Origin of the sequence: Pseudomonas sp. stari2, from assembly GCF_040760005.1 — a bacterium.
GTDB lineage: Bacteria > Pseudomonadota > Gammaproteobacteria > Pseudomonadales > Pseudomonadaceae > Aquipseudomonas.
In genome coordinates this window covers 1,059,067-1,083,732 of record NZ_CP099760.1, presented here as the reverse complement: position 1 = coordinate 1,083,732, position 24,666 = coordinate 1,059,067, and the positions used below count along the sequence as shown (strand labels likewise).

Below are 24,666 nucleotides of genomic sequence, written 5' to 3'. Positions count from 1 at the left end.
GTTTCAGATGTGACGGACTTCGACAATCTCATACTCGATATCGCCGCCCGGCGTTTTTACGACGACCGTGTCGCCCTCTTCCTTGGCAATCAAGGCGCGGGCGATCGGCGAACCGACCGAAATCTTGCCGAGTTTGATGTCCGCCTCGTCTTCACCAACGATCTGGTAAGTCACGCTTTCATCAGTCTCGACGTTGGCGATCTCGACGGTAGTGCCGAAAATCACTTTGCCGGTGTGCGCAATGGTCGTCACATCGATGATCACGGCATTCTGCATGCGACCTTCGATGTCACGGATCCGCGCCTCGACCATGCCCTGCTGTTCGCGGGCAGCATGGTATTCAGCGTTTTCCTTCAAGTCACCCAACTCGCGGGCCGTACCGATGTCCTGGCTGAGCTTCGGACGAACGACCTTGGTCAGATGAGCGTGTTCCTCTTCCAGGGCTTTCGCGCCCTGGACGGTCATTGGGTATTTATTCATGCCTTCAATCCTGCGTGTAGATCCTGCAAGCGGCGCACGGTCTTCTCGGGACCGAACTTCAGCGCTTCGCAGATGGCTTCGCCAGCAGCAATAGTGGTGGTGCAGTAGATCTTGTGCTGCAAGGCATTACGACGAATGGAGTAAGAGTCGGCGATCGATTGACGACCTTCAGTGGTGTTGATAATCAGAGTGACTTCGTCATTCTTGATCATGTCGACCACGTGCGGGCGACCCTCGGTCACCTTGTTCACACGACGCACTTTCAGGCCTGCAGCCTCGATCAGCTTGGCAGTGCCGGCAGTGGCGACCACTTCGAAGCCCAAGTTGATCAGATCACGGGCCACGCCTGCAACCAGCGGCTTGTCATCATCACGTACGCTGATGAATGCGGTACCGCCGGTAGGCAGCACTTCGCTCGCGCCCATCTGGGCTTTGGCAAAGGCTTCGCCGAAGGTGTCACCGACGCCCATCACTTCACCGGTGGACTTCATCTCCGGGCCGAGGATCGGGTCAACGCCAGGGAATTTGGCGAACGGGAACACCGCCTCTTTCACGCTGTAGAAGTTCGGAATGATTTCCTTGGTGAAGCCGATTTCCTTCAGGGTTTTACCAGCCATTACACGGGCAGCAATCATGGCCAGGGAAACACCGATGCACTTCGACACGAACGGTACGGTACGGGAAGCACGCGGGTTGACTTCGATGACGTAGATGTCTTCGCCTTGCAGCGCCAGCTGAACGTTCATCAGGCCGACCACGCCCAGTTCCAGGGCCATTTTCTTGACCTGCTCGCGCATCTCGTCCTGGATGTGCGCCGGCAGCGAGTACGGCGGCAGCGAGCACGCGGAGTCACCGGAGTGAACGCCCGCCTGTTCGATGTGCTGCATGATCGCGCCGATCACTACGTCCTTGCCGTCGCAGACCGCATCCACGTCCATCTCGATGGCGCAGTTGAGGAAGTGGTCGAGCAGCACCGGGCTGTCGTTCGACACTTGCACCGCGTCACGCAGGTAACGCTTGAGCTCCTCTTCCTTGTAGACGATTTCCATCGCCCGGCCGCCCAGTACGTAGGACGGACGCACCACCAGCGGATAACCGATCTTCGCGGCAGCGCGAACGGCTTCGTCTTCGCTGCGTACGGTGGCGTTTGGTGGCTGACGCAGGTTCAGGCGCTCAACCATCTGCTGGAAGCGCTCACGGTCTTCGGCACGGTCGATGGCGTCAGGGCTGGTGCCGATAATCGGCACGCCGGCCGCCTCGAGGGCGCGAGCCAGTTTCAGTGGAGTCTGGCCGCCGTACTGGACGATCACGCCTTTCGGCTTCTCGACGCGGCAGATTTCGAGCACGTCTTCCAAGGTCACCGGCTCGAAGTACAGACGGTCGGAAGTGTCGTAGTCAGTGGAAACGGTTTCCGGGTTGCAGTTGACCATGATGGTTTCGTAGCCATCTTCGCGCAGGGCGAGAGCGGCGTGTACGCAGCAGTAGTCAAACTCGATGCCCTGACCGATACGGTTCGGACCGCCACCCAGAATCATGATCTTGTCGCGACCCGACGGCGCGGCTTCGCACTCTTCCTCGTAAGTCGAGTACAGGTAAGCGGTGTCGGTGGCGAACTCCGCGGCACAGGTGTCCACGCGCTTGTAGACCGGGAACACTTCCAGCTTTTGACGGTGAGTGCGCAGGTTCTTTTCGGTGACGCCCAGCAGCTTGGCCAAACGCTGGTCGGAGAAGCCTTTACGCTTGAGCTTGAACATCAGGTCGCGGTCGATAGCGGACAGACCCAGGGTCTTGACCTTCTCTTCGTCCTTGATCAGATCTTCGATCTGCACCAGGAACCACGGGTCGATCATGTTCATGCCGAAGATTTCTTCGACGGTCATGCCGGCGCGGAAAGCGTCCGCCACGTACCAGATACGCTCGGCGCCCGGCACGGTCAGCTCGCGCTTGAGCACGCTCATGCTTTCCGGATTGCTCAGGTCGACTTTCTCGTCCAGACCGCAAACGCCTACTTCCAGACCGCGCAGGGCTTTCTGCAGGGATTCCTGGAAGGTACGGCCGATGGCCATGACTTCGCCTACGGACTTCATTTGAGTGGTCAGGCGTGCGTCAGCGTTGGCGAACTTCTCGAAGGCGAAGCGCGGCAGCTTGGTCACGACGTAGTCGATGGACGGCTCGAAGGACGCCGGGGTCTTGCCGCCGGTGATGTCGTTCGACAGCTCGTCGAGGGTGTAGCCGACCGCCAGTTTGGCCGCGACCTTGGCAATCGGGAAACCGGTGGCTTTCGAAGCCAGGGCCGACGAACGCGATACACGCGGGTTCATTTCGATCACGACCATGCGGCCGGTGTTCGGGCAGATACCGAACTGAACGTTGGAACCGCCGGTCTCGACGCCGATCTCGCGCAGTACCGCCAGCGAGGCGTTACGCAGGATCTGGTATTCCTTGTCGGTCAGGGTCTGAGCCGGGGCAACAGTGATCGAGTCACCGGTGTGCACACCCATCGGGTCGAAGTTTTCGATCGAGCAGACGATGATGCAGTTGTCCTTTTTGTCGCGGACAACTTCCATTTCATATTCTTTCCAGCCGATCAGCGATTCGTCGATCAGCAGTTCCTTGGTCGGCGACAGGTCCAGACCACGGGCGCAGATTTCTTCGAACTCTTCACGGTTGTAAGCAATACCGCCACCGGTGCCGCCCATGGTGAAGGACGGACGGATGATGCACGGGAAGCCCAGGCGCTCGAGCACCGCGTTGGCTTCTTCCATGCTGTGGGCGATACCGGAACGCGGGCATTCCAGGCCGATGGCTTTCATCGCTTTGTCGAAACGCGAACGATCTTCAGCCTTGTCGATGGTGTCAGCGTTGGCGCCGATCATCTCTACGCCGAACTTCTCCAGAACGCCTTCGCGCTCGAGGTCCAGGGCGCAGTTCAGAGCAGTCTGGCCGCCCATGGTTGGCAGCACCGCATCCGGACGCTCTTTTTCGATGATCTTGGCAACGGTCTGCCATTTGATCGGCTCGATGTAGGTGGCGTCGGCCATGTCCGGGTCGGTCATGATGGTGGCCGGGTTGGAGTTCACCAGGATGACGCGGTAACCCTCTTCGCGCAGGGCTTTGCAAGCCTGGGCGCCGGAGTAGTCGAATTCGCAGGCCTGGCCGATAACGATCGGGCCAGCGCCGAGAATCAGGATGCTTTTAATGTCTGTACGTTTTGGCATGGGTTTGTCACTCAAATCCGCAGGTCAGTCGGCAAGCCGTCTTGATCGATTTCTGAAGTCCTGAGGGGGCCGCCGGTTCCGGGGCCGCCCTCGAGAGCTTCTCGCTACAGTCTCAAGGCGAACGCTTAGCGTCGCTTGGCCATCTCGTTGATGAAGCGGTCAAACAGAGGGGCTACGTCGTTCGGGCCCGGGCTCGCTTCAGGGTGGCCCTGGAAGCTGAACGCGCTCTTGTCGGTACGCTCGATACCTTGGAGGGTGCCGTCGAACAGCGATTTGTGGATCGCGCGAACGTTGGCTGGCAGGGTCGCTTCGTCAACCGCAAAACCGTGGTTCTGACTGGTGATCATCACGACGCCAGTGTCCAGATCCTGTACCGGGTGGTTGGCACCGTGGTGGCCGTGACCCATTTTCAGGGTCTTGGCGCCGGAGGCCAGAGCCAGCAGCTGGTGGCCGAGGCAGATGCCGAACACCGGAATCTCGGTCTCCAGCACTTCCTTGATCGCCTTGATCGCGTAGTCGCAAGGCTCCGGATCGCCAGGGCCGTTGGACAGGAACACGCCATCCGGATTCAGGGCCAGCACGTCGGCAGCCGGGGTTTGCGCCGGCACCACGGTCACGCGGCAGCCGCGCTCGACCAGCATGCGCAGGATGTTGACCTTGACACCGTAGTCGTAGGCAACCACGTGGTATGGCAGCTCGGAGGCTTCGATGGTCGCGTGGCTGTCGGTTTTCAGATCCCAGACAGTGGAGCGCCATTCGTATTGGGTCTTGGTGCTGACGACTTTCGCCAGGTCCATGCCCTTCAGGCCCGGGAAGCCTCGCGCAGCGGCGATGGCCGCTTCTTCGGAGATGTTGTCGCCGGCCATGATGCAGCCGTTCTGTGCGCCTTTTTCACGCAGGATGCGGGTCAGGCGGCGGGTGTCGATACCGGCGATTGCCACAACATTGTTGGCTTTCAGGTAGTCGGACAGGGACATCGTGTTACGCCAGTTGCTCGCTACCAGCGGCAGGTCACGGATGACCAGGCCAGCGGACCAGACGCGATTGGACTCGGCGTCTTCCGGCGTGGTGCCGGTGTTGCCGATGTGCGGGTAAGTCAGGGTAACGATCTGTTGGGCGTAGGAAGGATCGGTAAGGATTTCCTGATAGCCGGTCATTGCGGTGTTGAACACCACCTCACCAACGGTCTGACCGTCGGCTCCAATGGCTTCGCCGCGAAAAATGCTGCCATCAGCAAGGGCGAGTATGGCTGGCTTAGTCAAGAAGACCTCCCGTAAATAACGCATGAAAGGGCAATCGCAGGTTGTAAAAAAGCGGAGTGACGTATGGACACGTCACCCCGCTTCTTCACTGAATTATTCTGCGCGCTTTTAGTGGACACACTAAAGCTGTAGCTTACAGAAAAAGGGATTTTTGGTCTACCGCCAATGAGCCTGAAAGTCCGGAGAATGCGACAGGGCGTCGCCAGGCAGAGTAAAACCGGCACAAACAGGGCGTTTGCGCCGGGCTCAAACAAAGCTCAACGCAGATCGAGCACGTCCTGCATGTCGTAAAGACCCGGTTCGCGAGCATCCAGCCACAGCGCCGCACGCACGGCCCCCTTGGCGAATGTCATGCGGCTCGAAGCCTTGTGGGTGATTTCCAGACGCTCGCCCTCGCAGGCGAACAGCACCGTATGATCACCCACCACATCACCGCCACGAACAGTGGCAAAACCGATGGTTTCACGCTCACGCACACCGGTGTGACCTTCACGACCATAGACCGCGACCTTCTGCAGATCACGATCCAGCGCACTGGCGATCACTTCACCCATGCGCAGGGCCGTACCCGATGGCGCATCGATCTTGTGGCGGTGATGGGCCTCGATGATTTCGATGTCTGCGTCATCACCCAGCACCCGCGCAGCCATGTCGAGCAGCTTCAGTGACAGATTGACACCAACGCTGAAGTTGGCCGCGAACACGATCGGAATGTCCTTGCCCGCTTCGGCCAGCAACTGCTTCTGCGCAGCGTCCAGCCCGGTCGTGCCGATCACCATCGCCTTGCCGGCCTTACGGCAGAAGGCCAGGTTTTTCAGCATCACTTCCGGCAGGGTGAAGTCGATCAAAACATCGAACTCTTCCGCGACCGATTCCAGATTCCCGGACAACGGCACGCCGATTCGACCGAGCGAAGCCAGCTCACCGGCATCCACCCCGATCAGCGTACTGCCAGGGCGGACAATGGCGGCCGTCAAACCGGTCAACGGTGCGCGCTGCTGCACGGCCTCGACCAGAATCTTGCCCATGCGCCCGGCAGCGCCCATCACAGCTATACGTCGCATGCCGACTCCTTACAGATCGCCGAAGAAGCGTTTCACACCATCGAACCAACCGGTGGTTTTCGGCGAATGGCTGTTGTCATCCGCCAGAGAGCTGCGGAACTCTTCGAGCAATTCACGCTGACGACGGTTCAGATTGACCGGAGTCTCGACCGCAACACGGCACATCAGGTCGCCCGCACCGCCACCACGCACCGGCGCAACGCCTTTGCCGCGTACGCGGAACTGCTTGCCGGTCTGAGTCCCTTCCGGAATCTTCAGTTTCACGCGACCGTCGAGGGTCGGGATTTCCAGCTCGCCGCCCAGCGCCGCATCGACAAAGCTGATCGGCACTTCGCAGAACAGGTGCTTGCCGTCACGCTGGAAGATCGCGTGTTCGCGCACATTGATCACAACGTACAGGTCGCCGGTCGGGCCACCCTGAGTGCCCGCCTCGCCTTCTCCGGACAGACGAATGCGGTCACCGGTATCGACGCCGGCTGGCACTTTGACGGAGAGGGTTTTGTATTCTTCGACGCGACCGTCACCGTGGCAGGAGTCGCACGGATCGGAAATGATCTTGCCTTGGCCATGGCAGCGCGGGCAGGTCTGCTGCACGGAGAAGAAGCCCTGCTGCATGCGTACCTGACCGATACCGCCGCAAGTCGGGCAAGTCGATGGCGACGAACCTTTCTTAGCGCCCGAACCATCGCACGGTTTGCAATTGACCAGTGTCGGAACGCGGATATTCACGGTCGTACCGCGCACCGCTTCTTCCAGGTTCAGCTCCAGGGTGTAGCGCAAGTCGCTGCCACGCTGGGCGCCGCCACGGGAACCACCGCGACCGCCACCAAAGAAGTCACTGAAGACATCACCGAAAATATCGGAGAAGTTCTGGCCGCCGAAACCGCCACCGCCGCCACCCATGCTTGGGTCGACACCGGCATGGCCATACTGATCGTACGCCGCGCGCTTGCTGGAATCGGACAATACTTCGTAGGCCTCGTTGGCCTCTTTGAACAGTTCTTCCGACGCTTTGTCATCGGGATTACGGTCCGGGTGATGCTTCATCGCCAGACGGCGATAGGCCTTCTTCAGGTCTGCTTCGCTTGAGCCGCGCTCAACACCCAACACTTCGTAATAGTCACGCTTTGCCATAAGTTCTTCATACTCTTGAGGACGTTCGGCAAACCCCTCCTGAGCTTCGCCAAACTCGTTGAGCCCCAATACAGGCCCGGACCCAACTCACGTCAATTCAACGATCCTGGTCTTTGGTTCATGCGGTATTTGCGGCGCGAAAAGCAGGAGCATTCCCGGCCATACCGCCAACACACGAAGCTTGTCGCATGCTGTAAAAATTCGCGTATTCCAGATACGCCAACGCGGGAGCAAGCTCCCGCGCGGCGACATCCTACCAGTCACCGCCGCAAGGCAGTCAACCGGGCGACCAACAACTTACTTGTGGTCTTTTACTTCTTCGAACTCGGCATCGACGACATCGTCAGCCTTTTCAGCTTTCTCTGCGTGCGGTGCCGCGCCTTCGGCAGGCTGGGCCTGTTCGGCGTACATCTTCTGGGCAACCGGCGCGGAGACTTTCGACAGCTCTTCAACCTTGGCGTCGATGGCAGCCTTGTCGTCGCCTTTGACGGCGGCCTCCAGGGCAACCACGGCCGCTTCGATTGCAGCCTTCTCTTCCGCAGTCACTTTGTCGCCAGCGTCAGCGATCATCTTGCGAGTCGAGTGAACCAGCGCGTCACCCTGGTTACGGGCACCGGCCAGCTCTTCAAACTTGCGATCTTCCTCAGCGTTCAGCTCGGCGTCGCGCACCATCTTCTGGATTTCTTCATCCGACAGACCCGAGTTGGCCTTGATGGTGATCTTCTGCTCTTTGCCGGTCGCCTTGTCTTTCGCGCCGACGTGCAGGATGCCGTTGGCGTCGATGTCGAAGGTCACTTCGATCTGTGGCACACCGCGTGGCGCTGGTGGAATCTCGGACAGGTCGAACTTGCCCAGGGACTTGTTCTGTGCAGCTTGCTTGCGCTCACCTTGCAGGACGTGAATGGTCACGGCGCCCTGGTTGTCATCGGCAGTCGAGAACACTTGCGATTTCTTGGTAGGAATCGTGGTGTTTTTCTCGATCAGCGCGGTCATCACACCGCCCATGGTTTCGATACCCAGGGTCAGCGGGCTGACGTCGAGCAGCAGAACGTCTTTCACGTCACCGGCCAGAACGGCGCCCTGGATGGCAGCACCCATGGCAACAGCTTCGTCAGGGTTCACATCCTTACGAGCTTCTTTACCGAAGAAATCGGTAACTGCCTTCTGCACCAGAGGCATACGAGTCTGGCCACCGACCAGGATCACGTCGTCAATTTTGCTGGCGTCGATGCCGGCGTCTTTCAGAGCGATGCGGCATGGCTCGATGGTACGGTTCACCAGGTCTTCGACCAGCGACTCGAGCTTGGCGCGAGAAATCTTCACGTTCAGATGCTTAGGACCAGTCGCATCTGCTGTGATGTACGGCAGGTTGACGTCGGTCGACTGAGAAGAAGACAGCTCGATCTTGGCCTTCTCAGCGGCTTCTTTCAGACGCTGCAGGGCCAGAGGATCGTTCTTCAGGTCCATGCCGGACTCTTTCTTGAACTCGTCGACGAGGTAGTCGATCAGACGCATGTCGAAGTCTTCACCACCCAGGAAGGTATCACCGTTGGTGGCCAGTACTTCGAATTGGTGCTCGCCATCAACTTCAGCGATTTCGATCACGGAAACGTCGAAGGTACCACCACCCAGGTCGTAAACGATCACGGTGTGATCGCCCTTGGCCTTGTCCATACCGTAAGCCAGAGCAGCTGCGGTTGGTTCGTTGATGATACGTTTTACATCCAGACCGGCGATGCGACCGGCGTCTTTGGTCGCCTGACGCTGGCTGTCGTTGAAGTAGGCCGGAACAGTGATCACCGCTTCGGTCACTGCTTCGCCGAGGTAGTCTTCGGCGGTCTTCTTCATCTTCTTCAGGACTTCGGCGCTGATTTGCGGCGGAGCCATCTGCTTGCCGGAGGCCTCGACCCAAGCGTCACCATTGTTGGCCTTGACGATCTTGTAAGGCACCAGCTTGATGTCTTTCTGCACGACTTCTTCGTCGAAGCGGCGGCCGATCAGGCGCTTCACCGCGAACAATGTGTTGTGCGGGTTGGTCACAGCCTGACGCTTGGCGGACTGGCCGACCAGGATTTCGCCATCGTTGGCGTAAGCGATGATCGACGGCGTGGTACGCGCGCCTTCGGCGTTTTCAATAACTTTGGCTACGCCGTTTTCCAGCACGGAGACGCAGGAGTTGGTAGTCCCCAGGTCGATACCGATAATTTTGCCCATGTTCACTCTCCCGAAACTTTGGATTTGGTTGCCGCAGCAGTGGTGGCTAACTGCGGTAATACTTAAACGCTTGACTTCTAAATGGGGGCCTTGCGACTAATTTCAAGCCTTCTCGTCAATCGAAGGCGAAACTGGCGCCGGCGCCTTGCTGACAACGACCATCGCCGGACGCAGCAGGCGCCCGTTGAGCTGGTAGCCCTTCTGGAAAACTTTCAGAACACTGTTCGGTTCCAGGTCAGCACTTTCCTGCATGGCCATTGCCTGATGTTCCACGGCGTTGAACGGCTCGCCTTCCTGCGGACTGACGGCTACAAGCTGATAGCGCTTGAGGGTGTCCTGGAACATTTTCAGGGTCAGCTCGATGCCTTCGCGCATCGGACGGATGCTTTCGTCGTCCGGGTTCGACAGCTCGAGGCCGCGTTCCAGACTGTCGACGATCGGCAGCAGGTCGCCGGCGAATTTTTCCAGCGCAAACTTGTGAGCCTTCTCAACATCCTGCTCGGCACGGCGGCGGACGTTCTGCAGATCGGCAGCTACGCGCAGAGATTGATCCTGCGCGGCGGCCAATTGCTCTTCGAGCACTTGCACACGGGTCGCCAGGTCATCACCCGAAGCCTCGGGCGCCTGATTGGCTTCTGGATTTTGCGTATCTACTGTCTGTTCGTCAGCCATAGAATTCTCCTTTCAATATCGTCCGCGAGTTCGATTCGCGCTTCTGCCCCGGTATATGGGGCCGCAAAATCAGGCTTCAAGGGCTGACAATGATTAACCCTACAAAAAAGTGCTGCATTGTCATTCCCGGGCGCGATAAGCATTTGATCGGATCAAGCCAATCGAGCTAAGCGAGGGCATTGTCAGGCCGAAACAAAACACTGTATAAATAACCAGACCTAAAGCCTGGGAGCGGCCTTTATGCTGGTGCACCTGTCCGTACACAACTACGCCATCGTTGAACATCTCGATCTCGAACTCGATCGCGGGATGAGCGTGATTACCGGGGAAACCGGCGCCGGCAAATCAATCATGCTCGACGCACTGGGCCTGACCCTCGGCGATCGCGCCGACAGCGGCGTGGTTCGCCCGGGCGCCGACAAGGCCGACATCCTGGCGACCTTCGACCTCGCTGACATCCCCGAAGCCAGCGCCTGGCTGGCCGAGCGCGACCTGGAAATCGACGGCCCGTGCATCCTGCGCAGGGTCATCACCTCGGAAGGCCGCTCTCGTGGCTATATCAACGGCACGCCCTGCCCGCTCGGCGACCTCAAGGCCCTCGGCGAGCTGCTGATCGACATCCATAGCCAGCACGAACACCAGTCCCTGCTCAAGACGGATACTCACCGTCGCCTGCTCGATGAGTACGCCGGCGCCACCGATCTGGCCCGACAGGTACAACTGGCCGCCCAGCGCTGGCGCCAGACTCGCCAGGAGCTGGAGCGCCTGTCCAACTCCGGCGACGAGCAACGCGCACGTCATCAACTGCTCAGCTACCAGCTCGAAGAACTGGAAAACCTCGGCCTCGGCGAGAACGAGCTGGAAGACCTGGAGCAGGAACACAAGAACCTGACCAACGCCGAAACCCTGCTGGGCATCTGCCGGCAAGTGGTCGAACAATGCAGTGAAAGCGATTCCGGCAATGTCCTGAATGCGCTGACCGCTAGCCTCAATCGCCTGTCAAGCGTGAACAACTCGATCGGTGCCCTGGGCGAAGCCAGCAGCCTGCTGACCAGTGCGCAGATCCAGGTCGAAGAGGCTGTCGGCGAACTCAACCGCTTTCTCGACAACTTCGACGCCGATCCGGCGCGCCTGCAATATCTTGAAGAACGCCTTGATGCCATTTACACCCTGGCGCGCAAACACCGGATCCAGCCGACCGAAGTCGCCGAGATGCAGCAAAAACTGCTGGATGAAATCGAAACCCTGAATGCCAACGACGAATCCATCGAGCGACTGGGCGAAGAGCTTGCTTCGTATGCCCGTCATTATCAGGAAAAGGCTCGTGAGCTGAGCGATCTGCGCCATCAGGCTGCAGGCAGCCTGGCCAGCGCCGTGGAACAGGAGATTCAACGGCTCGGCATGCCCGGCGGACGCTTCACCATCGAGTTGCGCCCCAACGCCAGCGGCGAACTCCTGCCCAACGGCCTCGAGCAGGTCGAACTGCTGGTCAGCGCCAACCCTGGCCAGCCATTAAAGGCCTTGGCCAAAGTGGCATCCGGCGGCGAACTCTCGCGGATCAGCCTGGCGATTCAGGTCATCACCGCCCAGACCTCACGCGTGCCGACACTGGTATTCGACGAAGTGGACGTGGGCATCGGCGGCCCGACCGCCGAGATTGTCGGCCAGTTGCTGCGACGCCTGGGCGAACGCGGTCAGGTCCTGACCGTTACGCACTTGCCGCAAGTCGCCGCGCAGGGCCATCAGCATTTATTTGTGCACAAGGTGCGGGGCGATCAGGCGACTCACACCGCCGTCTCGAAGCTGAGCAAAAATGACCGTATAGAAGAAGTCGCGAGGATGCTTGGCGGCATTGATCTGACCAAAGAGTCTCTGGCACACGCCAAGAAAATGGTCGTAACCGCTAAGGTTTAAGCACGACAGAAAGCACGAAGGCGACCCTTGGGTCGCCTTCGTTCGTTTCGCGAACCTGAAATTCGCGCGACATGCTTACTTTTTCTTGCGTACGTACAGCACCAGGTTGTGATCCACCAACTCGACGCCGTGCTCTTCGGCAATTGCCTTCTGGAGCTTTTCGATTTCGATGCTGACGAATTCGACGACCTCACCGGTTTCCACGTTGACCATATGATCGTGGTGGCCACCGTCAGCCAATTCGAATACCGCGTGGCCGCCGTCGAAGTTGTGACGGACCACGAGGCCAGCGGCTTCGAACTGAGTCAGAACACGGTAAACCGTGGCCAGACCGACGTCTTCGCCAGCTTCCATCAACGCCTTGTAGACGTCCTCGGCACTCATGTGACGCTGCTCGGTAGAGTCGAGCATTTGCAGGATCTTGACCCGTGGCAGGGTCACTTTGAGGCCGGCTTTGCGTAGTTCGCTATTTTCAACCATGGTCAGCTTTCTCGCGATGCTGCTTCGCAGCTTCTCTTAATGCGGGTATGATCGGCGTTTACGTTGTCCCAGCCAAGATAGTGGAAGTCGCCCACCGATGCAAAACACCAAGCTCTTGCTAACCAGTTTCACCTTTGTGGGACTGCTCGCACTCGCCGGTTGTTCATTCCCCGGGGTTTACAAAATCGACATCCAGCAGGGCAATGTCGTCACGCAGGACATGATAGACCAGTTACGCCCGGGAATGACCCGGCCGCAAGTACGGTTTATCATGGGCAACCCTCTGCTTGTCGACACGTTCCATGCCAATCGCTGGGATTATCTCTACAGCCTGCAGCCTGGTGGCGGTGAACGCCAGCAGGAACGCATGAGTGTCATTTTCGACTCTAACGACCGTCTTGTAAGCCTGTCCGGTGACTTCATGCCGGGCGTGAGCCGTGACGAAGCCATTCTCGGCAAGGACAGTGGCACCAGCGTGACCGCCCCTGCTGAAAACGCCGAGAAGCCAAAACCGGAGAAACCGGTCAAGCCAGGTTCCTTGCTGGATCAAATCCAGAAGGACGTCGATGGTGTGGAAACCGTTCCGGTTCCGACACCAGAGCCGCTGGATACCTCGCCGCAATAATTTGCGATGCAATAAAAAACCCGGAAATTCCGGGTTTTTTATTGCCTGCAGATCGGCACAATCACTGATTTCTGGCTTTAGCCTCGGCAGCCTTGGCGGCCCGCAATCGGCGCACCTCTTTCGGATCAGCCAGAAGAGGTCGGTAGACTTCAAGGCGATCCCCCGCCTGAACAACCCGCACATCCGGATCAGCAATCACTTTGCCGAAAATCCCGACCGGACAACCCGCCAGATCCAGCTCGGGAAAGTCGGCAACGATGCCGCTGGCCAACAGCGCAGCACGGACAGTCGTCCCTTCTACCACGCTGATCGTACGTAACACCTGACGATCAACCGCCGCGTACACCACTTCTATTTCGATCACCGGCTCAACCATGCATCTGCTTGGCGCGCTGGCAGAATGCATCTACCAGAGTGTTCGCAGCCTGATTGAACAGCGGCCCGAGCGTGGCGCGAACCAGCGGGCCGGCATAATCGAAGGACAGATCGAGGCTGATCTTGCAGGCCTTCTCGTTCAGCGCCTTGAACACCCAGACCCCATGCAACTGATTGAACGGACCTTCTTCAAGGTTCATCTCGATCGATTGCCCCGGCACCAGGGTATTGCGCGTTACGAAGTGCTGACTGAGGCCACCCTTGGCCACACCGACACTGGCGCGCATGTGTTCAGGCGAGCTTTCCAGGACTTCCGCAGACGAACACCACGGCAGAAACTCCGGATAACGCGCCACGTCATTGACCAGGTCATAGAGAAATTGCGCCGGATAAGGCAGCAGCGCTGATCGTTGAATATGTGTCGTCATGTAAGCGTCACTTCCAGAGCTGGGTGGCAAACACTACAAGAATGCCGATGGGCGCCACATAGCGCATCAAGAACAGGGACAGGGTGAATAGCGCCGGGCTGCGAATCGACAACTCGTCACGCACCGCTTCACGCCCCATCACCCAACCGGCAAACAGCACGAAGCACAACCCGCCGAGCGGCAGCATGATCCGCGAGGTGAAGAAGTCGATCACACCAAAGAAGTCCAGACCGCCTGCGGCACCCCATTGGTAGAGATGGAACATCCCGCCTTCGTTCACGAAAAATTTCGCTTCCTTCCAGATATTGAAGGAAAACACCGTGCCCAGGCCGACAAACCAGCAGGTGAACGCCAACCAGAATGTCACCCATGCACGACTGATTTTAGTCCGCTCGACCAGATAGGCGACCATTGGCTCCAGCAGGGAAATCGCCGAACTCCAGGCAGCGATCGCCACCAGAACGAAGAACACCACGCCCATCAACTGGCCGAACAGCACGTTACCGAACGCAAATGGCAGGCTGACGAACATCAGCCCAGGACCTTCACTCGGGTTCAAACCGCCGGCGAACACAATCGGAAACAATGCCAGACCGGCCACCAGCGAAACGAAGGTGTCGAGCAGCGCCACACCCACGACGGTGCCGGAAAGCGAGGCTTCCTTGGTCATGTAGGCGCCATAGATCATGATCGAGCCCACGCCCACGCTCAGGGAGAAGAATGCGTGCCCCATCGCCGGCAACAAGCCATCCAGGACTTTTTCCGGATGGAAGTCGAACATGAAATGCACGCCTTCCATGAAATGCCCGGTGGTCATGCTGTAGCCCAGCAGAACGAGGACCATCACAAACAACAGCGGCATCATGATCCGCAGGCTGCGCTCAAGCCCGGCGACCACGCCTTTGGCGATCACCACCGCCGACAACAGCATGAAAACCGTGTGCCACAGCGTGATGCGCCACGGGTCGGCGATGACATTGCCGAAATAGGCACCGACCTGATCAGCCGTCGCCCCCTGGAAATCCCCACGCCCCATATCAATGATGTAATCCAGCGACCAGCCGCCGACCACACTGTAGAAAGACAGGATCAACAACGCCGTGATCATCCCGGCGAACGCGCCCCACGACCATTTGCCCGAATGCCCGGCCTCCCGCGCCAGCACCTTTAGGGCGTTGGCCGGACTCTGACGAGCACGCCGGCCGATCAGGGTTTCCGCGAGCATCACCGGAATGCCGATCAGTGCGATGCAGGCCAGAAACATCAGCACAAAGGCGCCGCCACCGTAGACCCCGACCATGTAGGGGAACTTCCAGATGCTGCCCAGTCCCACGGCCGAACCGGTCGCGGCGAATATGAAAACCCAGCGGCTAGCCCAACTGCCGTGGACAGAAACCTTGTCTGTCGACATCGTTTATCACGCCCAAGCGTTAGAAAAAGAGGCCGCATTGTCCGGGATTCACTCAACCTGCTCAAGCACGCAGCATCACCGTAGCCGACAGCCGTTTATCTCCATATAATGCCGCCCCTATGGCTAAACAGAAGAAACACCCAACAGGGACCATCGCGCAGAACAAAAAGGCGCGACACGATTACTTCATCGAGCACAAGTTCGAGGCTGGTCTGGTCCTGGCCGGCTGGGAAGTAAAAAGTCTGCGGGCAAGCAAGCTGCAACTGGTCGACAGTTACGTCCTGCTCAAGGACGGCGAAGCCTGGCTGCTCGGCAGTCACATCACGCCGTTGATGACTGCCAGCACCCACGTCATCGCCGACCCGGTCCGCACCCGCAAGCTGCTGCTCAACCGGCGCGAGCTGGACAAGCTGGCCGCCGCCGTGCAGCAGAAGGGTTACGCCTGCGTATGCCTGTCCTGGTACTGGAGCAAGCACATGGTCAAGTGCGAAATCGCTCTGGGCAAGGGCAAGAAGGAATACGACAAGCGTGACACCGAACGCGAGCGCGATGCTGGTCGCGAGCTGCAGCGTGCGGTGCGCAACAAGGGCAAGGAAGACTGATTCTTCTGCCTGAATGACCGTTCCCGCGCTCGGCTCGGGAACGGTCATGCTTACATCCCTTTGCGCCGCTCGGCCCGAGCCATGCGCTGTACTTCCTGACGCACTTCTTCCAGCACTTCCTGCACATACAGAATGTGTCGGCTGGAAACCTCTCGCGCCTGCTCTGCACGCCCCTCGATAATCGCCTGATACAGCTCCCGATGCTGCGTGATCAGCATGTCGCGGGTTTCCGTGCGCTGCTTGTACATACCGCCGATGTTGGTAACCACGTTGCGCTTGAGCAGGTCGAACAGCCCGCGAATAGTGTGCAGCAACACAGCGTTGTGGCTGGCCTCGGCGATGGCCAAGTGGAATTTCGCGTCCGCCGCGCCCTCCTCGGCCCGACTCACTTCGTCATGGCGCGAATAGCAGTCCTGTAATTCTTCAAACGCTGCGGTCAGCCGTTCGCGATCCACGTCTGTGGCGCGTAATGCCGCGTAATAGGCGCACGATGCCTCCAGCGTGTGGCGAAACTCCAGCAGATCGCGCTGGGCCTCGGGATTACTTTCCAGCAATTGCAGCAATGGATCGCTGAAGGTCGAGCCCAGGCTTTCCACCACGTAATTGCCGCCGCCCTGCTTGCTGACCAAAAGCCCCTTGGCCGCCAGCTTCTGGATCGCCTCACGCAGCGAAGGTCGGGAAACACCGAACTGCTCCGCCAATGTGCGCTCGGCCGGCAGGCGCTCGCCAGACTTCAGCGTGCCCTCGAGAATCATCCCCTCAAGCCGCTCGACAATATCGTCAGACAAACGGCGCTGACGTATCTGATCAAACCCCATCACTCAATTCTCCACGAGCCCGACCACTCGCCGGGCTCTCTATTCTGGCCTATCGGCGCCTTGCCGACACCTGCCAGATGAAACGCCCCGGACCAGATCAGATCGAGTCTGCACCGGTGATTCGACGAAAGTTTCAGGGCGGCAAATTGACACACCGACATCAAGGCTTTTACCCTAGCCAACAGCGATTGTAAATTGGTCTTACCAATTAACCAAGAACGCTGACAGTGCCTGACCAACAACAATTAGGGGCCACCCCATATGCAAACCTGGCAACAGCTCTACAGCCCGCTCGGCAGTCTCGGCGTGTCCGCACTCGCGGCCGTCATCCCCATCGTTTTCTTCTTTCTTGCCCTGGCGGTGTTCCGCCTCAAAGGTCATGTCGCCGGCAGCATCACGCTGGCCCTGGCGATTCTTGTGGCGATCTTTGCGTTCCAGATGCCCGTCGACATGGCGTTCGCCGCTGCGGGTTATGGTTTCGCCTATGGTCTGTGGCCGATTGCCTGGATCATTGTCGCGGCGGTGTTCCTCTACAAACTGACGGTCAAGAGCGGTCAGTTCGAAGTCATCCGCAGTTCGGTTCTTTCGATCACCGATGACCAGCGCTTGCAGGTGTTGCTGATCGGTTTCTGTTTCGGTGCGTTCCTCGAAGGTGCAGCCGGTTTCGGCGCACCAGTGGCGATTACCGCCGCACTGCTGGTAGGACTGGGCTTCAACCCGCTGTATGCCGCCGGCCTGTGCCTGATTGCCAACACCGCGCCGGTTGCGTTCGGTGCCTTGGGGATTCCGATCATCGTCGCCGGGCAGGTCACCGGTATCGACGCGTTCAAGATTGGCGCCATGACCGGCCGCCAACTGCCGCTGCTGTCGCTGTTCGTGCCGTTCTGGCTGGTGTTCATGATGGACGGTCTGCGCGGCGTGCGTGAAACCTGGCCAGCCGCACTGGTTGCCGGCCTGAGCTTCGCCGTGACCCAATACTTCACGTCGAACTTCATCGGCCCGGAACTGCCGGACATCACCTCGGCCCTGGCCAGCCTGATCGCGCTGACCCTGTTCCTGAAAGTCTGGCAGCCAAAACGCACTGCGGGCGCACAAATCGCCGGTGCGACGTCGAACGTCGCAGTCACCGCCAGCGTCGGCGGTTTCGGCCAGAAACGCACCACCATCGAATCCCCCTACAGCCTTGGGGAAATCTTCAAGGCGTGGTCGCCGTTCCTGATCCTCACCGTACTGGTCACCATCTGGACCCTCAAACCGTTCAAGGCGATGTTCGCCGCTGGCGGCTCGATGTACGCCTGGGTGTTCAACTTCGCGATCCCACACCTGGATCAACTGGTGATCAAGACCGCACCGATCGTCGCGACGCCGACAGCCATTCCGGCGGTGTTCAAACTCGACCCGATTTCCGCCACCGGCACGGCGATTTTCTTCTCCGCGCTGATCTCGATGGTCATTCTGAAGATCAATTTCAAAACTGGTCTGACCACTTTGAAAGAGACCTTCTACGAACTGCGCTGGCCAATTCTGTCGATCGGCATGGTGCTGGCGTTTGCCTTCGTCACCAACTACTCCGGCATGTCTTCGACCATGGCTCTGGTACTGGCAGCGACCGGCGCAGCGTTCCCGTTCTTCTCGCCGTTCCTCGGTTGGCTGGGCGTGTTCCTCACCGGTTCCGATACCTCGTCCAACGCGCTGTTCAGTTCGCTGCAAGCGACCACCGCGCACCAGATCGGCGTCAACGACACCTTGCTGGTGGCGGCCAATACCAGCGGCGGCGTGACCGGCAAGATGATTTCGCCACAGTCGATTGCCGTGGCCTGCGCCGCGACCGGGCTGGTCGGCAAGGAATCCGACCTGTTCCGCTTCACCCTCAAGCACAGCCTATTCTTTGCAACGATTGTCGGCCTGATCACCCTGGCTCAGGCCTACTGGTTCACCGGCATGCTGGTGCACTGATAACGACAAAAAGACTACAAGAAGCATGGAAATAACCGACGCCGGTTCGTGATTCCGGCGTCAGCAATTCACGACCCGGTCTGTAAGGCTGCTGAAAGCAACACGCTCTATATTCGGCAGCCTCACAGACGGATAACCGGGCCCACCCGGAGACACGCCTGATGAGCGAGCTTTTTTACAACGCGGTGCCCAACGCCACTCGCGTCGCACCGCCACTGCCCGAACCCCGGCAATACCCCAACGAGAAACCGTCGCGGGTCTACCTGTTCGGCACCTGCGTGGTCGACCTGTTTTATCCCGAAGCCGGGATGGACGCGATCCACTTGCTGGAACGCGAAGGCATTCGGGTCGACTACCCGCAAGGGCAGAGTTGCTGCGGACAACCGGCCTACACCTCGGGTTACACCGAGCAGGCGCGGACAGTGGCGCGCTCGCAACTGGCGCTGTTTGCCGGCGATTATCCGGTGGTGGTGCCGTCAGGTTCCTGCGCGGGAATGATCCGTGAGCATTACGCCGACTTGTTCAAGGACGAGCCGGAAACGTTGAAACAGGTTCAGGCCCTCGCGGCCCGCACCTATGAGCTGGCCGAGTTCCTGCTGTTCGTCTGCAAGGTGCAGCTCAAGGACAGCGGCGAGCCGGTCAAAGTGGCGCTGCACACTTCGTGTTCGGCGCGACGGGAAATGAACACCCACCTGCACGGCCGCGAGTTGTTGGCGCAGTTGAGCAACGTAGAACGGGTCAATCACGATCACGAAAGCGAATGCTGTGGCTTCGGTGGGACATTCAGCGTCCGTATGCCAGACATTTCCGGCGCGATGGTGGCTGACAAGACCCGGGCGTTGAAGGAGTCCGGCGCGCATCAGGTGCTCAGTGCCGATTGCGGCTGTTTGATGAACATCAACGGCTCGCTGGAAAAACAGAAGGAAGCGCTGCGCGGGCAACACCTGGCAAGTTTCCTCTGGCAACGAACCGGAGGTGCCCGATGAGCACTTCCACGATTATTCCTACGGTTGCCGTAGAAGAAGATTTCCGCACCCGGGCGCACAACGCCCTGGGCGACCAGCAGTTGCGGAACAACTTCCGCACCGCGATGGATTCACTGATGACCAAGCGGGCAGCGGCTTTCAGCGATGCCCACGAAAGAGAACACCTGCGTGAGCTGGGCAATGCGATCCGTGCCCGCGCGCTCTCCAAGTTGCCCGACCTGCTCGAGCAACTGGAACAGAACCTGACCCGCAACGGTGTGACAGTGCACTGGGCGGAAACGGTGGACGAGGCCAATGGCATCGTCCTTTCGATCATCCGCGCTCACGAGGCGCGGCAAGTGATCAAGGGCAAATCGATGGTCAGCGAAGAGATGGAGATGAACCATTTCCTCGAGGCTCGGGACATTGAATGTCTGGAGTCCGACATGGGGGAGTACATCGTCCAGCTCGACCACGAGAAGCCTTCTCACATAATCATGCCGGCAATCCACAAGAATGCCGGTCAGGTCGCGTCCTTGTTCCACGACAAACTTGGCGTGGAATACACCAAGGACGTTGACCAACTCATTCAGATCGGTCGCAGGGTCCTGCGGCAGAAATTTTTCGAAGCGGATATCGGCGTCTCCGGTGTCAACTTCGCCGTGGCCGAGACCGGCACCCTGCTGCTGGTGGAAAACGAAGGCAATGGCCGCATGACCACCACCGTGCCGCCAGTGCACATCGCCGTCACCGGCATCGAAAAGGTTGTGGAAAACCTGCGCGACGTGGTGCCGCTGCTGTCGCTGCTGACCCGCTCGGCGCTGGGCATTCCGATCACCACCTACGTCAATATGATCTCCGGCCCGCGCAAGGAGCATGAACTCGACGGCCCGCAGGAAGTGCATCTGGTACTGCTCGACAACGGTCGCAGCCAGGCCTTCGCCGACAGTGAACTGCGTCAGACGTTGAACTGCATCCGCTGCGGCGCCTGCATGAATCATTGCCCGGTCTACACCCGCGTTGGCGGCCACACCTACGGCGAGGTCTACCCCGGCCCGATCGGCAAAATCATCACCCCGCACATGGTCGGCCTGGCGAAAGTCCCGGATCACCCGAGCGCCTCTTCGTTGTGCGGCGCCTGCGGTGAAGTGTGCCCGGTAAAAATTCCTATCCCCGCACTGCTGCGCCGCCTACGCGAAGAGAACGTCAAAGCCCCCGACAGTCCTCATCAAGTGATGCGCGGCCAGGGCAGCAAGTATTCGCGCAAGGAACGCTTTATCTGGAACGCCTGGGCGAAGCTCAACAGCTCGCCGACCTTGTATCGGCTGTTTGCGTTTTTCGCCACGCGCCTGCGCGCCCTGGCGCCGAACAATGTCGGCCCGTGGACGCAGAACCACAGCGCTCCGAAACCCGCCGCCCGCTCATTGCATGACATGGCTCGCGAGCATCTGGCCAAACAAGGAGATCGTTGATGAGCGCCAAACAAAACATCCTCGACAAGTTACGGAAAAGTCTGACCGGCACCACACCGATTACCGACAACTTCGACGCCGATCTGGTGACCCAGCCCTACACCTACAGTGCCGAACAGCGCATCCCGCAACTGTGCAAACTGATGGAAGCGGTGCACACCGAAATCCATCTGACGTCCGCTGATGCATGGCCGGCGCTGCTGGCGCAATTGCTGCGCGACCGTCAGTTGCCGAGCCTGTTGATCGCACCGACTACGCCTCACGGGCAGCGCATCACACAACACTGGGCGAATAATCCTGATCTGCCGGCGCTGAAATCCTACGACCGGCCGATGGAAGAGTGGAAAGCGGAGCTGTTCAACGACACCCCGGCCAGCCTCACCGGCACCCTCGGCGCCATCGCTGCCACCGGCAGCCTGATTCTCTGGCCGACCCGCGAAGAGCCACGGCTGATGAGCCTGGTGCCGTCGGTGCATTTCGCCCTGCTCAAGGCCAGCCAGATCCGCGACAACTTCTATCAGGTGCAGCAGGAATTCGAGTGGGCCCAAGGCATGCCGACCAACGCGTTACTGGTGTCCGGCCCGTCGAAAACCGCCGACATCGAACAAGTGCTGGCCTACGGCGCCCACGGCCCGAAAGACCTGGTGGTGTTGATCCTGGAGGACCAATGACCTTACCGGCGACTTTCCTGCGCGACGCGCAGCAACTGATTCCGGCCGAACGGCGTTTCGATGATCCTTTGTCGACACTGGCCTTCGGCACCGATGCCAGTTTCTACCGGCTGATTCCGCAGCTGGTGATCCGCGTCGAGTCCGAAGACGAAGTGGTGGCGCTGCTGAAACTGGCCCAGCGCGATCAGGTCCCGGTGACCTTCCGCGCCGCCGGCACCAGCCTGTCTGGCCAGGCAATCAGCGATTCGGTGCTGATCGTGCTTGGGGATAACTGGAATGCTCGTGAGATTCGCAGCAAAGGCACGCAAATCCGCCTGCAACCGGGCGTGATCGGCGCCCAGGCCAACGCGTGGCTCGCCCCATTCGGGCGCAAGATCGGTCCGGATCCGGCGTCGATCAACGCCTGCAAGATCGGCGGCATCGTCGCCAACAACGCCAGCGGCATGTGCTGCGGCACCGCGCAAAATACCTATCACACGCTGGCCGGGATTCGTCTGGTGCTCGCCGACGGAACCCGACTCGACACAGAAGACGCCGCCAGCGTCGCGGCGTTTCGCGCAAGTCACGGTGAGTTGCTGGAACGCTTGGCAACACTGGGCCGCGAGACCCGCGCCAATGCCGAACTGGCCGCACGAATTCGCCACAAATACCGTCTGAAAAATACCACCGGCCTTTCGCTCAATGCCCTGGTGGATTTCGATGAGCCTGTGGATATCTTGAGTCATTTGCTGGTGGGCTCCGAAGGCACCCTCGGTTTCATCAGCGCGGTGACCTACGACACGGTGATCGACCACCCGAACAAGGCCTCGGCGCTGATCGTGTTCCCCGACGTGGAAACCTGCTGCAACGCCGTCACCGTGCTGAAAAGCCAACCGGTATCCGCCGTGGAACTGCTCGACCGCCGCAGTCTGCGTTCGGTGCAGAACAAACCCGGCATGCCGGATTTCGTACAGCAGCTGTCGAACAATGCCTGCGCGCTGTTGATCGAATCACGCGCCGCCTCTTCCACTTTGCTGCAGGAGCAACTGGCGCAGATCATGGCGTCGCTCAACGGTTTCCCGGTGGAAAAGCAGGTCGACTTCACCGAAGACCCGGTCGAGAACGCCCGCCTCTGGGCGATCCGCAAGGACACCTTCCCCGCCGTCGGCGCGGTGCGCAAGACCGGCACCACGGTGATCATCGAAGACGTGACCTTTCCGGTGGAACAACTGGCGATCGGTGTGAACCGTCTGATCGAGCTGTTCGACAAACATCACTACGACGAAGCGATCCTTTTCGGACACGCGCTGGAAGGCAATCTGCACTTTGTCTTCACCCAAGGCTTCAACAGCCCGGAAGAAGTCGCACGCTATCAGGCGTTCATGGACGACGTGGCGCAACTGGTGGCCGTGGAATTCGGCGGTTCGCTGAAGGCCGAACACGGTACCGGGCGCAACATGGCGCCATTCGTCGAGCTGGAATGGGGCAGCGATGCCTATCAATTGATGTGGCAGCTCAAGCGACTGCTCGATCCTCAGGGCATTCTCAACCCTGACGTGGTGCTCAGCGAAGATCCGCAGATCCACCTCAAGCACCTGAAACCGCTGCCAGCCGCCGACGAGATTGTGGACAAGTGCATCGAGTGCGGTTTCTGCGAGCCGGTTTGCCCGTCGAAAGGCCTGACCCTGAGCCCGCGCCAGCGCATCGTGATCTGGCGCGATATTCAGGCGCGAAAACGCGCCGGGATCGACACCACCGAACTGGAAAAAGCCTACGAGTACCAAGGCATCGATACCTGCGCCGCGACTGGTTTGTGTGCCCAGCGTTGTCCTGTAGGCATCAACACCGGGGAGCTGGTGAAAAAGCTTCGCAGCCGTCACGCCACGCATCAGAAAGCCGCCAACTGGATCGAAGGAAATTTCGCCACGACCCTGCAAGGGGCGCGCTTCACCCTGCACGTGGCCAACGGTGCGCGGATGCTGTTGGGAGCACCGCGTCTGGCGAAGCTGTCGGCAACACTGACGCGCCTGTCCAAGGGCCAGGTACCGCAGTGGACCAACGCCATGCCGCAGCCGGAAAAAGCCATTCGCCTCAGTCCGACCGTCTCGGACGAGCGCCCGCGCGTGGTGTATCTGGCGGCCTGCGTCTCGCGGGTAATGGGACCGGCGGCGGGCGACAAGGAACAAATGTCGCTGTACGACAAAACCCGTGCCCTGCTGGAAAAGGCCGGCTATCAGGTGGTGTTCCCGGACAATCTGGACAACCTCTGCTGCGGCCAGCCGTTCGCGTCCAAAGGCTACGCCGAACAGGCCGAGCACAAGCGTCAGGAGTTGATCGGCGCCTTGCTCCACGCCAGCCGTGGCGGGCTCGATCCGATCTATTGCGACACCAGCCCCTGCACCTTGCGACTGGTGCAGGATGTGGGAAATGTTCGCCTGGATCTGTATGACCCTGTGCGTTTTATCCGTACGCATCTGATGGATCGTCTGGATTTCACTCCGCAGGAAGCACCTATTGCCGTTCATGTGACGTGCAGCACTCAACACCTGGGGGAAAGCCAGGCGTTGATCGACCTGGCGCGCAAATGCAGCAAGAACGTGGTGATCCCGGAAGGCATTCATTGCTGCGGCTTTGCCGGCGACAAGGGCTTCACCACGCCGGAGCTGAACAGCCATTCGCTGCGAACCCTAAAGGATGCGGTGCAGCATTGCAGTGAAGGGATTTCCACCAGCCGCACCTGTGAGATCGGCCTGACGCAACATGGCGGCATTGACTACCACGGACTGGTCTATCTGGTGGATCGAGTGACCCGGGCCAAACCCCGTGAAACCGCCATCTGAAGAAAAATAGAACCCCTGCGAACGAGCGCAGTCCACAGAACAGGCCCCGAACAATCGGGGCTTTTCCTCCATTCGGTTGCCCGTCC

20 protein-coding genes are annotated in these 24,666 nt (G+C 59.6%); 8 read left to right on the top strand and 12 right to left on the bottom strand.

Going from position 1 to position 24,666, the window contains the following annotated elements; all coding sequences use genetic code 11:
* Positions 1-3 precede the first annotated feature (3 nt).
* The 7 genes from greA to grpE form a co-directional block, all read right to left on the bottom strand.
* Entirely contained in the window at positions 4-480 is a 477-nt protein-coding gene (gene greA / locus NH234_RS04775; RefSeq protein ID WP_085729545.1) for a transcription elongation factor GreA, read from the bottom strand.
* Positions 477-3,698, bottom strand: a complete 3,222-nt coding sequence (carB, locus tag NH234_RS04770) for a carbamoyl-phosphate synthase large subunit (protein WP_085729544.1) — start codon at positions 3,696-3,698, stop codon at positions 477-479. Before carB ends, greA begins: the two co-directional genes overlap by 4 nt.
* A 125-nt stretch (positions 3,699-3,823) precedes the next feature.
* On the bottom strand, positions 3,824-4,960 hold the full coding sequence (gene carA, locus NH234_RS04765; RefSeq protein WP_367255758.1) for a glutamine-hydrolyzing carbamoyl-phosphate synthase small subunit: 1,137 nt from the start codon (positions 4,958-4,960) through the stop codon (positions 3,824-3,826).
* A 257-nt stretch (positions 4,961-5,217) separates the two neighbouring features.
* Complete coding sequence (gene dapB, locus NH234_RS04760) at positions 5,218-6,024, bottom strand: 4-hydroxy-tetrahydrodipicolinate reductase (RefSeq protein ID WP_085729543.1); 807 nt, start codon at positions 6,022-6,024, stop codon at positions 5,218-5,220.
* Positions 6,025-6,033: 9 nt separating this feature from the next.
* Complete coding sequence (dnaJ, locus tag NH234_RS04755) at positions 6,034-7,158, bottom strand: molecular chaperone DnaJ (protein WP_085729542.1); 1,125 nt, start codon at positions 7,156-7,158, stop codon at positions 6,034-6,036.
* A gap of 297 nt (positions 7,159-7,455) precedes the next feature.
* Complete coding sequence (gene dnaK / locus NH234_RS04750; RefSeq protein WP_085729541.1) at positions 7,456-9,372, bottom strand: molecular chaperone DnaK; 1,917 nt, start codon at positions 9,370-9,372, stop codon at positions 7,456-7,458.
* Positions 9,373-9,474: 102 nt separating this feature from the next.
* Entirely contained in the window at positions 9,475-10,044 is a 570-nt protein-coding gene (gene grpE / locus NH234_RS04745; RefSeq protein WP_085729540.1) for a nucleotide exchange factor GrpE, read from the bottom strand.
* 240 nt (positions 10,045-10,284) lie between these two features.
* Here grpE and recN point away from each other — a divergent pair, with 240 nt between their 5' ends.
* Complete coding sequence (recN, locus tag NH234_RS04740; RefSeq protein ID WP_085729539.1) at positions 10,285-11,958, top strand: DNA repair protein RecN; 1,674 nt, start codon at positions 10,285-10,287, stop codon at positions 11,956-11,958.
* Positions 11,959-12,033: 75 nt separating this feature from the next.
* Here recN and fur read toward each other — a convergent pair whose 3' ends face one another.
* Positions 12,034-12,438 (bottom strand): ferric iron uptake transcriptional regulator, encoded by a 405-nt coding sequence (fur, locus tag NH234_RS04735; protein WP_064119476.1) that lies wholly within the window; start codon positions 12,436-12,438, stop codon positions 12,034-12,036.
* Positions 12,439-12,535: 97 nt separating this feature from the next.
* Between fur and NH234_RS04730 the strand changes: the two genes are divergently transcribed.
* Positions 12,536-13,063: an outer membrane protein assembly factor BamE gene (locus NH234_RS04730; RefSeq protein ID WP_085729538.1), complete on the top strand. Its 528-nt coding sequence runs from the start codon at positions 12,536-12,538 to the stop codon at positions 13,061-13,063.
* Positions 13,064-13,124: 61 nt separating this feature from the next.
* Here the strand turns inward: NH234_RS04730 and NH234_RS04725 are convergent, their stop codons facing one another.
* From NH234_RS04725 to NH234_RS04715, 3 genes are read right to left on the bottom strand one after another with little or no spacing between them, the layout of a single operon-like run.
* On the bottom strand, positions 13,125-13,439 hold the full coding sequence (locus NH234_RS04725) for an RnfH family protein (protein ID WP_367255755.1): 315 nt from the start codon (positions 13,437-13,439) through the stop codon (positions 13,125-13,127).
* Complete coding sequence (locus NH234_RS04720; protein ID WP_003221509.1) at positions 13,432-13,866, bottom strand: type II toxin-antitoxin system RatA family toxin; 435 nt, start codon at positions 13,864-13,866, stop codon at positions 13,432-13,434. The genes NH234_RS04725 and NH234_RS04720 overlap by 8 nt, the downstream gene beginning before the upstream one ends.
* Before the next feature lie 7 nt (positions 13,867-13,873).
* Complete coding sequence (locus NH234_RS04715) at positions 13,874-15,277, bottom strand: sodium-dependent transporter (RefSeq protein WP_085729536.1); 1,404 nt, start codon at positions 15,275-15,277, stop codon at positions 13,874-13,876.
* Positions 15,278-15,396: 119 nt separating this feature from the next.
* Between NH234_RS04715 and smpB the strand changes: the two genes are divergently transcribed.
* The gene (gene smpB, locus NH234_RS04710) at positions 15,397-15,879 is read left to right on the top strand and encodes an SsrA-binding protein SmpB (protein ID WP_007953781.1); all 483 of its coding nucleotides are present in this window, start codon (positions 15,397-15,399) and stop codon (positions 15,877-15,879) included.
* A gap of 50 nt (positions 15,880-15,929) precedes the next feature.
* On the opposite strand, the gene NH234_RS04705 is transcribed toward smpB, so the two are convergent.
* Positions 15,930-16,697: an FCD domain-containing protein gene (locus NH234_RS04705; protein ID WP_085729535.1), complete on the bottom strand. Its 768-nt coding sequence runs from the start codon at positions 16,695-16,697 to the stop codon at positions 15,930-15,932.
* A 261-nt stretch (positions 16,698-16,958) separates the two neighbouring features.
* Here NH234_RS04705 and NH234_RS04700 point away from each other — a divergent pair, with 261 nt between their 5' ends.
* The 5 genes from NH234_RS04700 to NH234_RS04680 all read left to right on the top strand — a co-directional run bounded on the left by NH234_RS04700 (position 16,959) and on the right by NH234_RS04680 (position 24,580).
* A complete protein-coding gene (locus NH234_RS04700) occupies positions 16,959-18,653 on the top strand; it encodes a lactate permease LctP family transporter (protein WP_085729534.1) in 1,695 nt (564 codons plus the stop codon).
* Positions 18,654-18,814: 161 nt separating this feature from the next.
* Complete coding sequence (locus NH234_RS04695) at positions 18,815-19,639, top strand: (Fe-S)-binding protein (RefSeq protein ID WP_367255753.1); 825 nt, start codon at positions 18,815-18,817, stop codon at positions 19,637-19,639.
* The gene (locus tag NH234_RS04690) at positions 19,636-21,090 is read left to right on the top strand and encodes a LutB/LldF family L-lactate oxidation iron-sulfur protein (RefSeq protein ID WP_134825452.1); all 1,455 of its coding nucleotides are present in this window, start codon (positions 19,636-19,638) and stop codon (positions 21,088-21,090) included. The genes NH234_RS04695 and NH234_RS04690 overlap by 4 nt, the downstream gene beginning before the upstream one ends.
* Positions 21,090-21,761: a lactate utilization protein C gene (locus NH234_RS04685; protein ID WP_367255752.1), complete on the top strand. Its 672-nt coding sequence runs from the start codon at positions 21,090-21,092 to the stop codon at positions 21,759-21,761. The genes NH234_RS04690 and NH234_RS04685 overlap by 1 nt, the downstream gene beginning before the upstream one ends.
* Positions 21,758-24,580, top strand: a complete 2,823-nt coding sequence (locus tag NH234_RS04680; protein WP_367255750.1) for an FAD-binding and (Fe-S)-binding domain-containing protein — start codon at positions 21,758-21,760, stop codon at positions 24,578-24,580. The genes NH234_RS04685 and NH234_RS04680 overlap by 4 nt, the downstream gene beginning before the upstream one ends.
* Positions 24,581-24,666: the final 86 nt, after the last annotated feature.

Coding starts and splice junctions, on each gene's coding strand:
- greA (WP_085729545.1), bottom strand. CDS start 480: ATGAATAAATACCCAATGACCGTCCAGGGCGCGAAAGCCCTGGAAGAG.
- carB (WP_085729544.1), bottom strand. CDS start 3,698: ATGCCAAAACGTACAGACATTAAAAGCATCCTGATTCTCGGCGCTGGC.
- dapB (WP_085729543.1), bottom strand. CDS start 6,024: ATGCGACGTATAGCTGTGATGGGCGCTGCCGGGCGCATGGGCAAGATT.
- dnaJ (WP_085729542.1), bottom strand. CDS start 7,158: ATGGCAAAGCGTGACTATTACGAAGTGTTGGGTGTTGAGCGCGGCTCA.
- dnaK (WP_085729541.1), bottom strand. CDS start 9,372: ATGGGCAAAATTATCGGTATCGACCTGGGGACTACCAACTCCTGCGTC.
- grpE (WP_085729540.1), bottom strand. CDS start 10,044: ATGGCTGACGAACAGACAGTAGATACGCAAAATCCAGAAGCCAATCAG.
- recN (WP_085729539.1), top strand. CDS start 10,285: ATGCTGGTGCACCTGTCCGTACACAACTACGCCATCGTTGAACATCTC.
- fur (WP_064119476.1), bottom strand. CDS start 12,438: ATGGTTGAAAATAGCGAACTACGCAAAGCCGGCCTCAAAGTGACCCTG.
- NH234_RS04730 (WP_085729538.1), top strand. CDS start 12,536: ATGCAAAACACCAAGCTCTTGCTAACCAGTTTCACCTTTGTGGGACTG.
- NH234_RS04725 (WP_367255755.1), bottom strand. CDS start 13,439: ATGGTTGAGCCGGTGATCGAAATAGAAGTGGTGTACGCGGCGGTTGAT.
- NH234_RS04720 (WP_003221509.1), bottom strand. CDS start 13,866: ATGACGACACATATTCAACGATCAGCGCTGCTGCCTTATCCGGCGCAA.
- NH234_RS04715 (WP_085729536.1), bottom strand. CDS start 15,277: ATGTCGACAGACAAGGTTTCTGTCCACGGCAGTTGGGCTAGCCGCTGG.
- smpB (WP_007953781.1), top strand. CDS start 15,397: ATGGCTAAACAGAAGAAACACCCAACAGGGACCATCGCGCAGAACAAA.
- NH234_RS04705 (WP_085729535.1), bottom strand. CDS start 16,697: ATGGGGTTTGATCAGATACGTCAGCGCCGTTTGTCTGACGATATTGTC.
- NH234_RS04700 (WP_085729534.1), top strand. CDS start 16,959: ATGCAAACCTGGCAACAGCTCTACAGCCCGCTCGGCAGTCTCGGCGTG.
- NH234_RS04695 (WP_367255753.1), top strand. CDS start 18,815: ATGAGCGAGCTTTTTTACAACGCGGTGCCCAACGCCACTCGCGTCGCA.
- NH234_RS04690 (WP_134825452.1), top strand. CDS start 19,636: ATGAGCACTTCCACGATTATTCCTACGGTTGCCGTAGAAGAAGATTTC.
- NH234_RS04685 (WP_367255752.1), top strand. CDS start 21,090: ATGAGCGCCAAACAAAACATCCTCGACAAGTTACGGAAAAGTCTGACC.
- NH234_RS04680 (WP_367255750.1), top strand. CDS start 21,758: ATGACCTTACCGGCGACTTTCCTGCGCGACGCGCAGCAACTGATTCCG.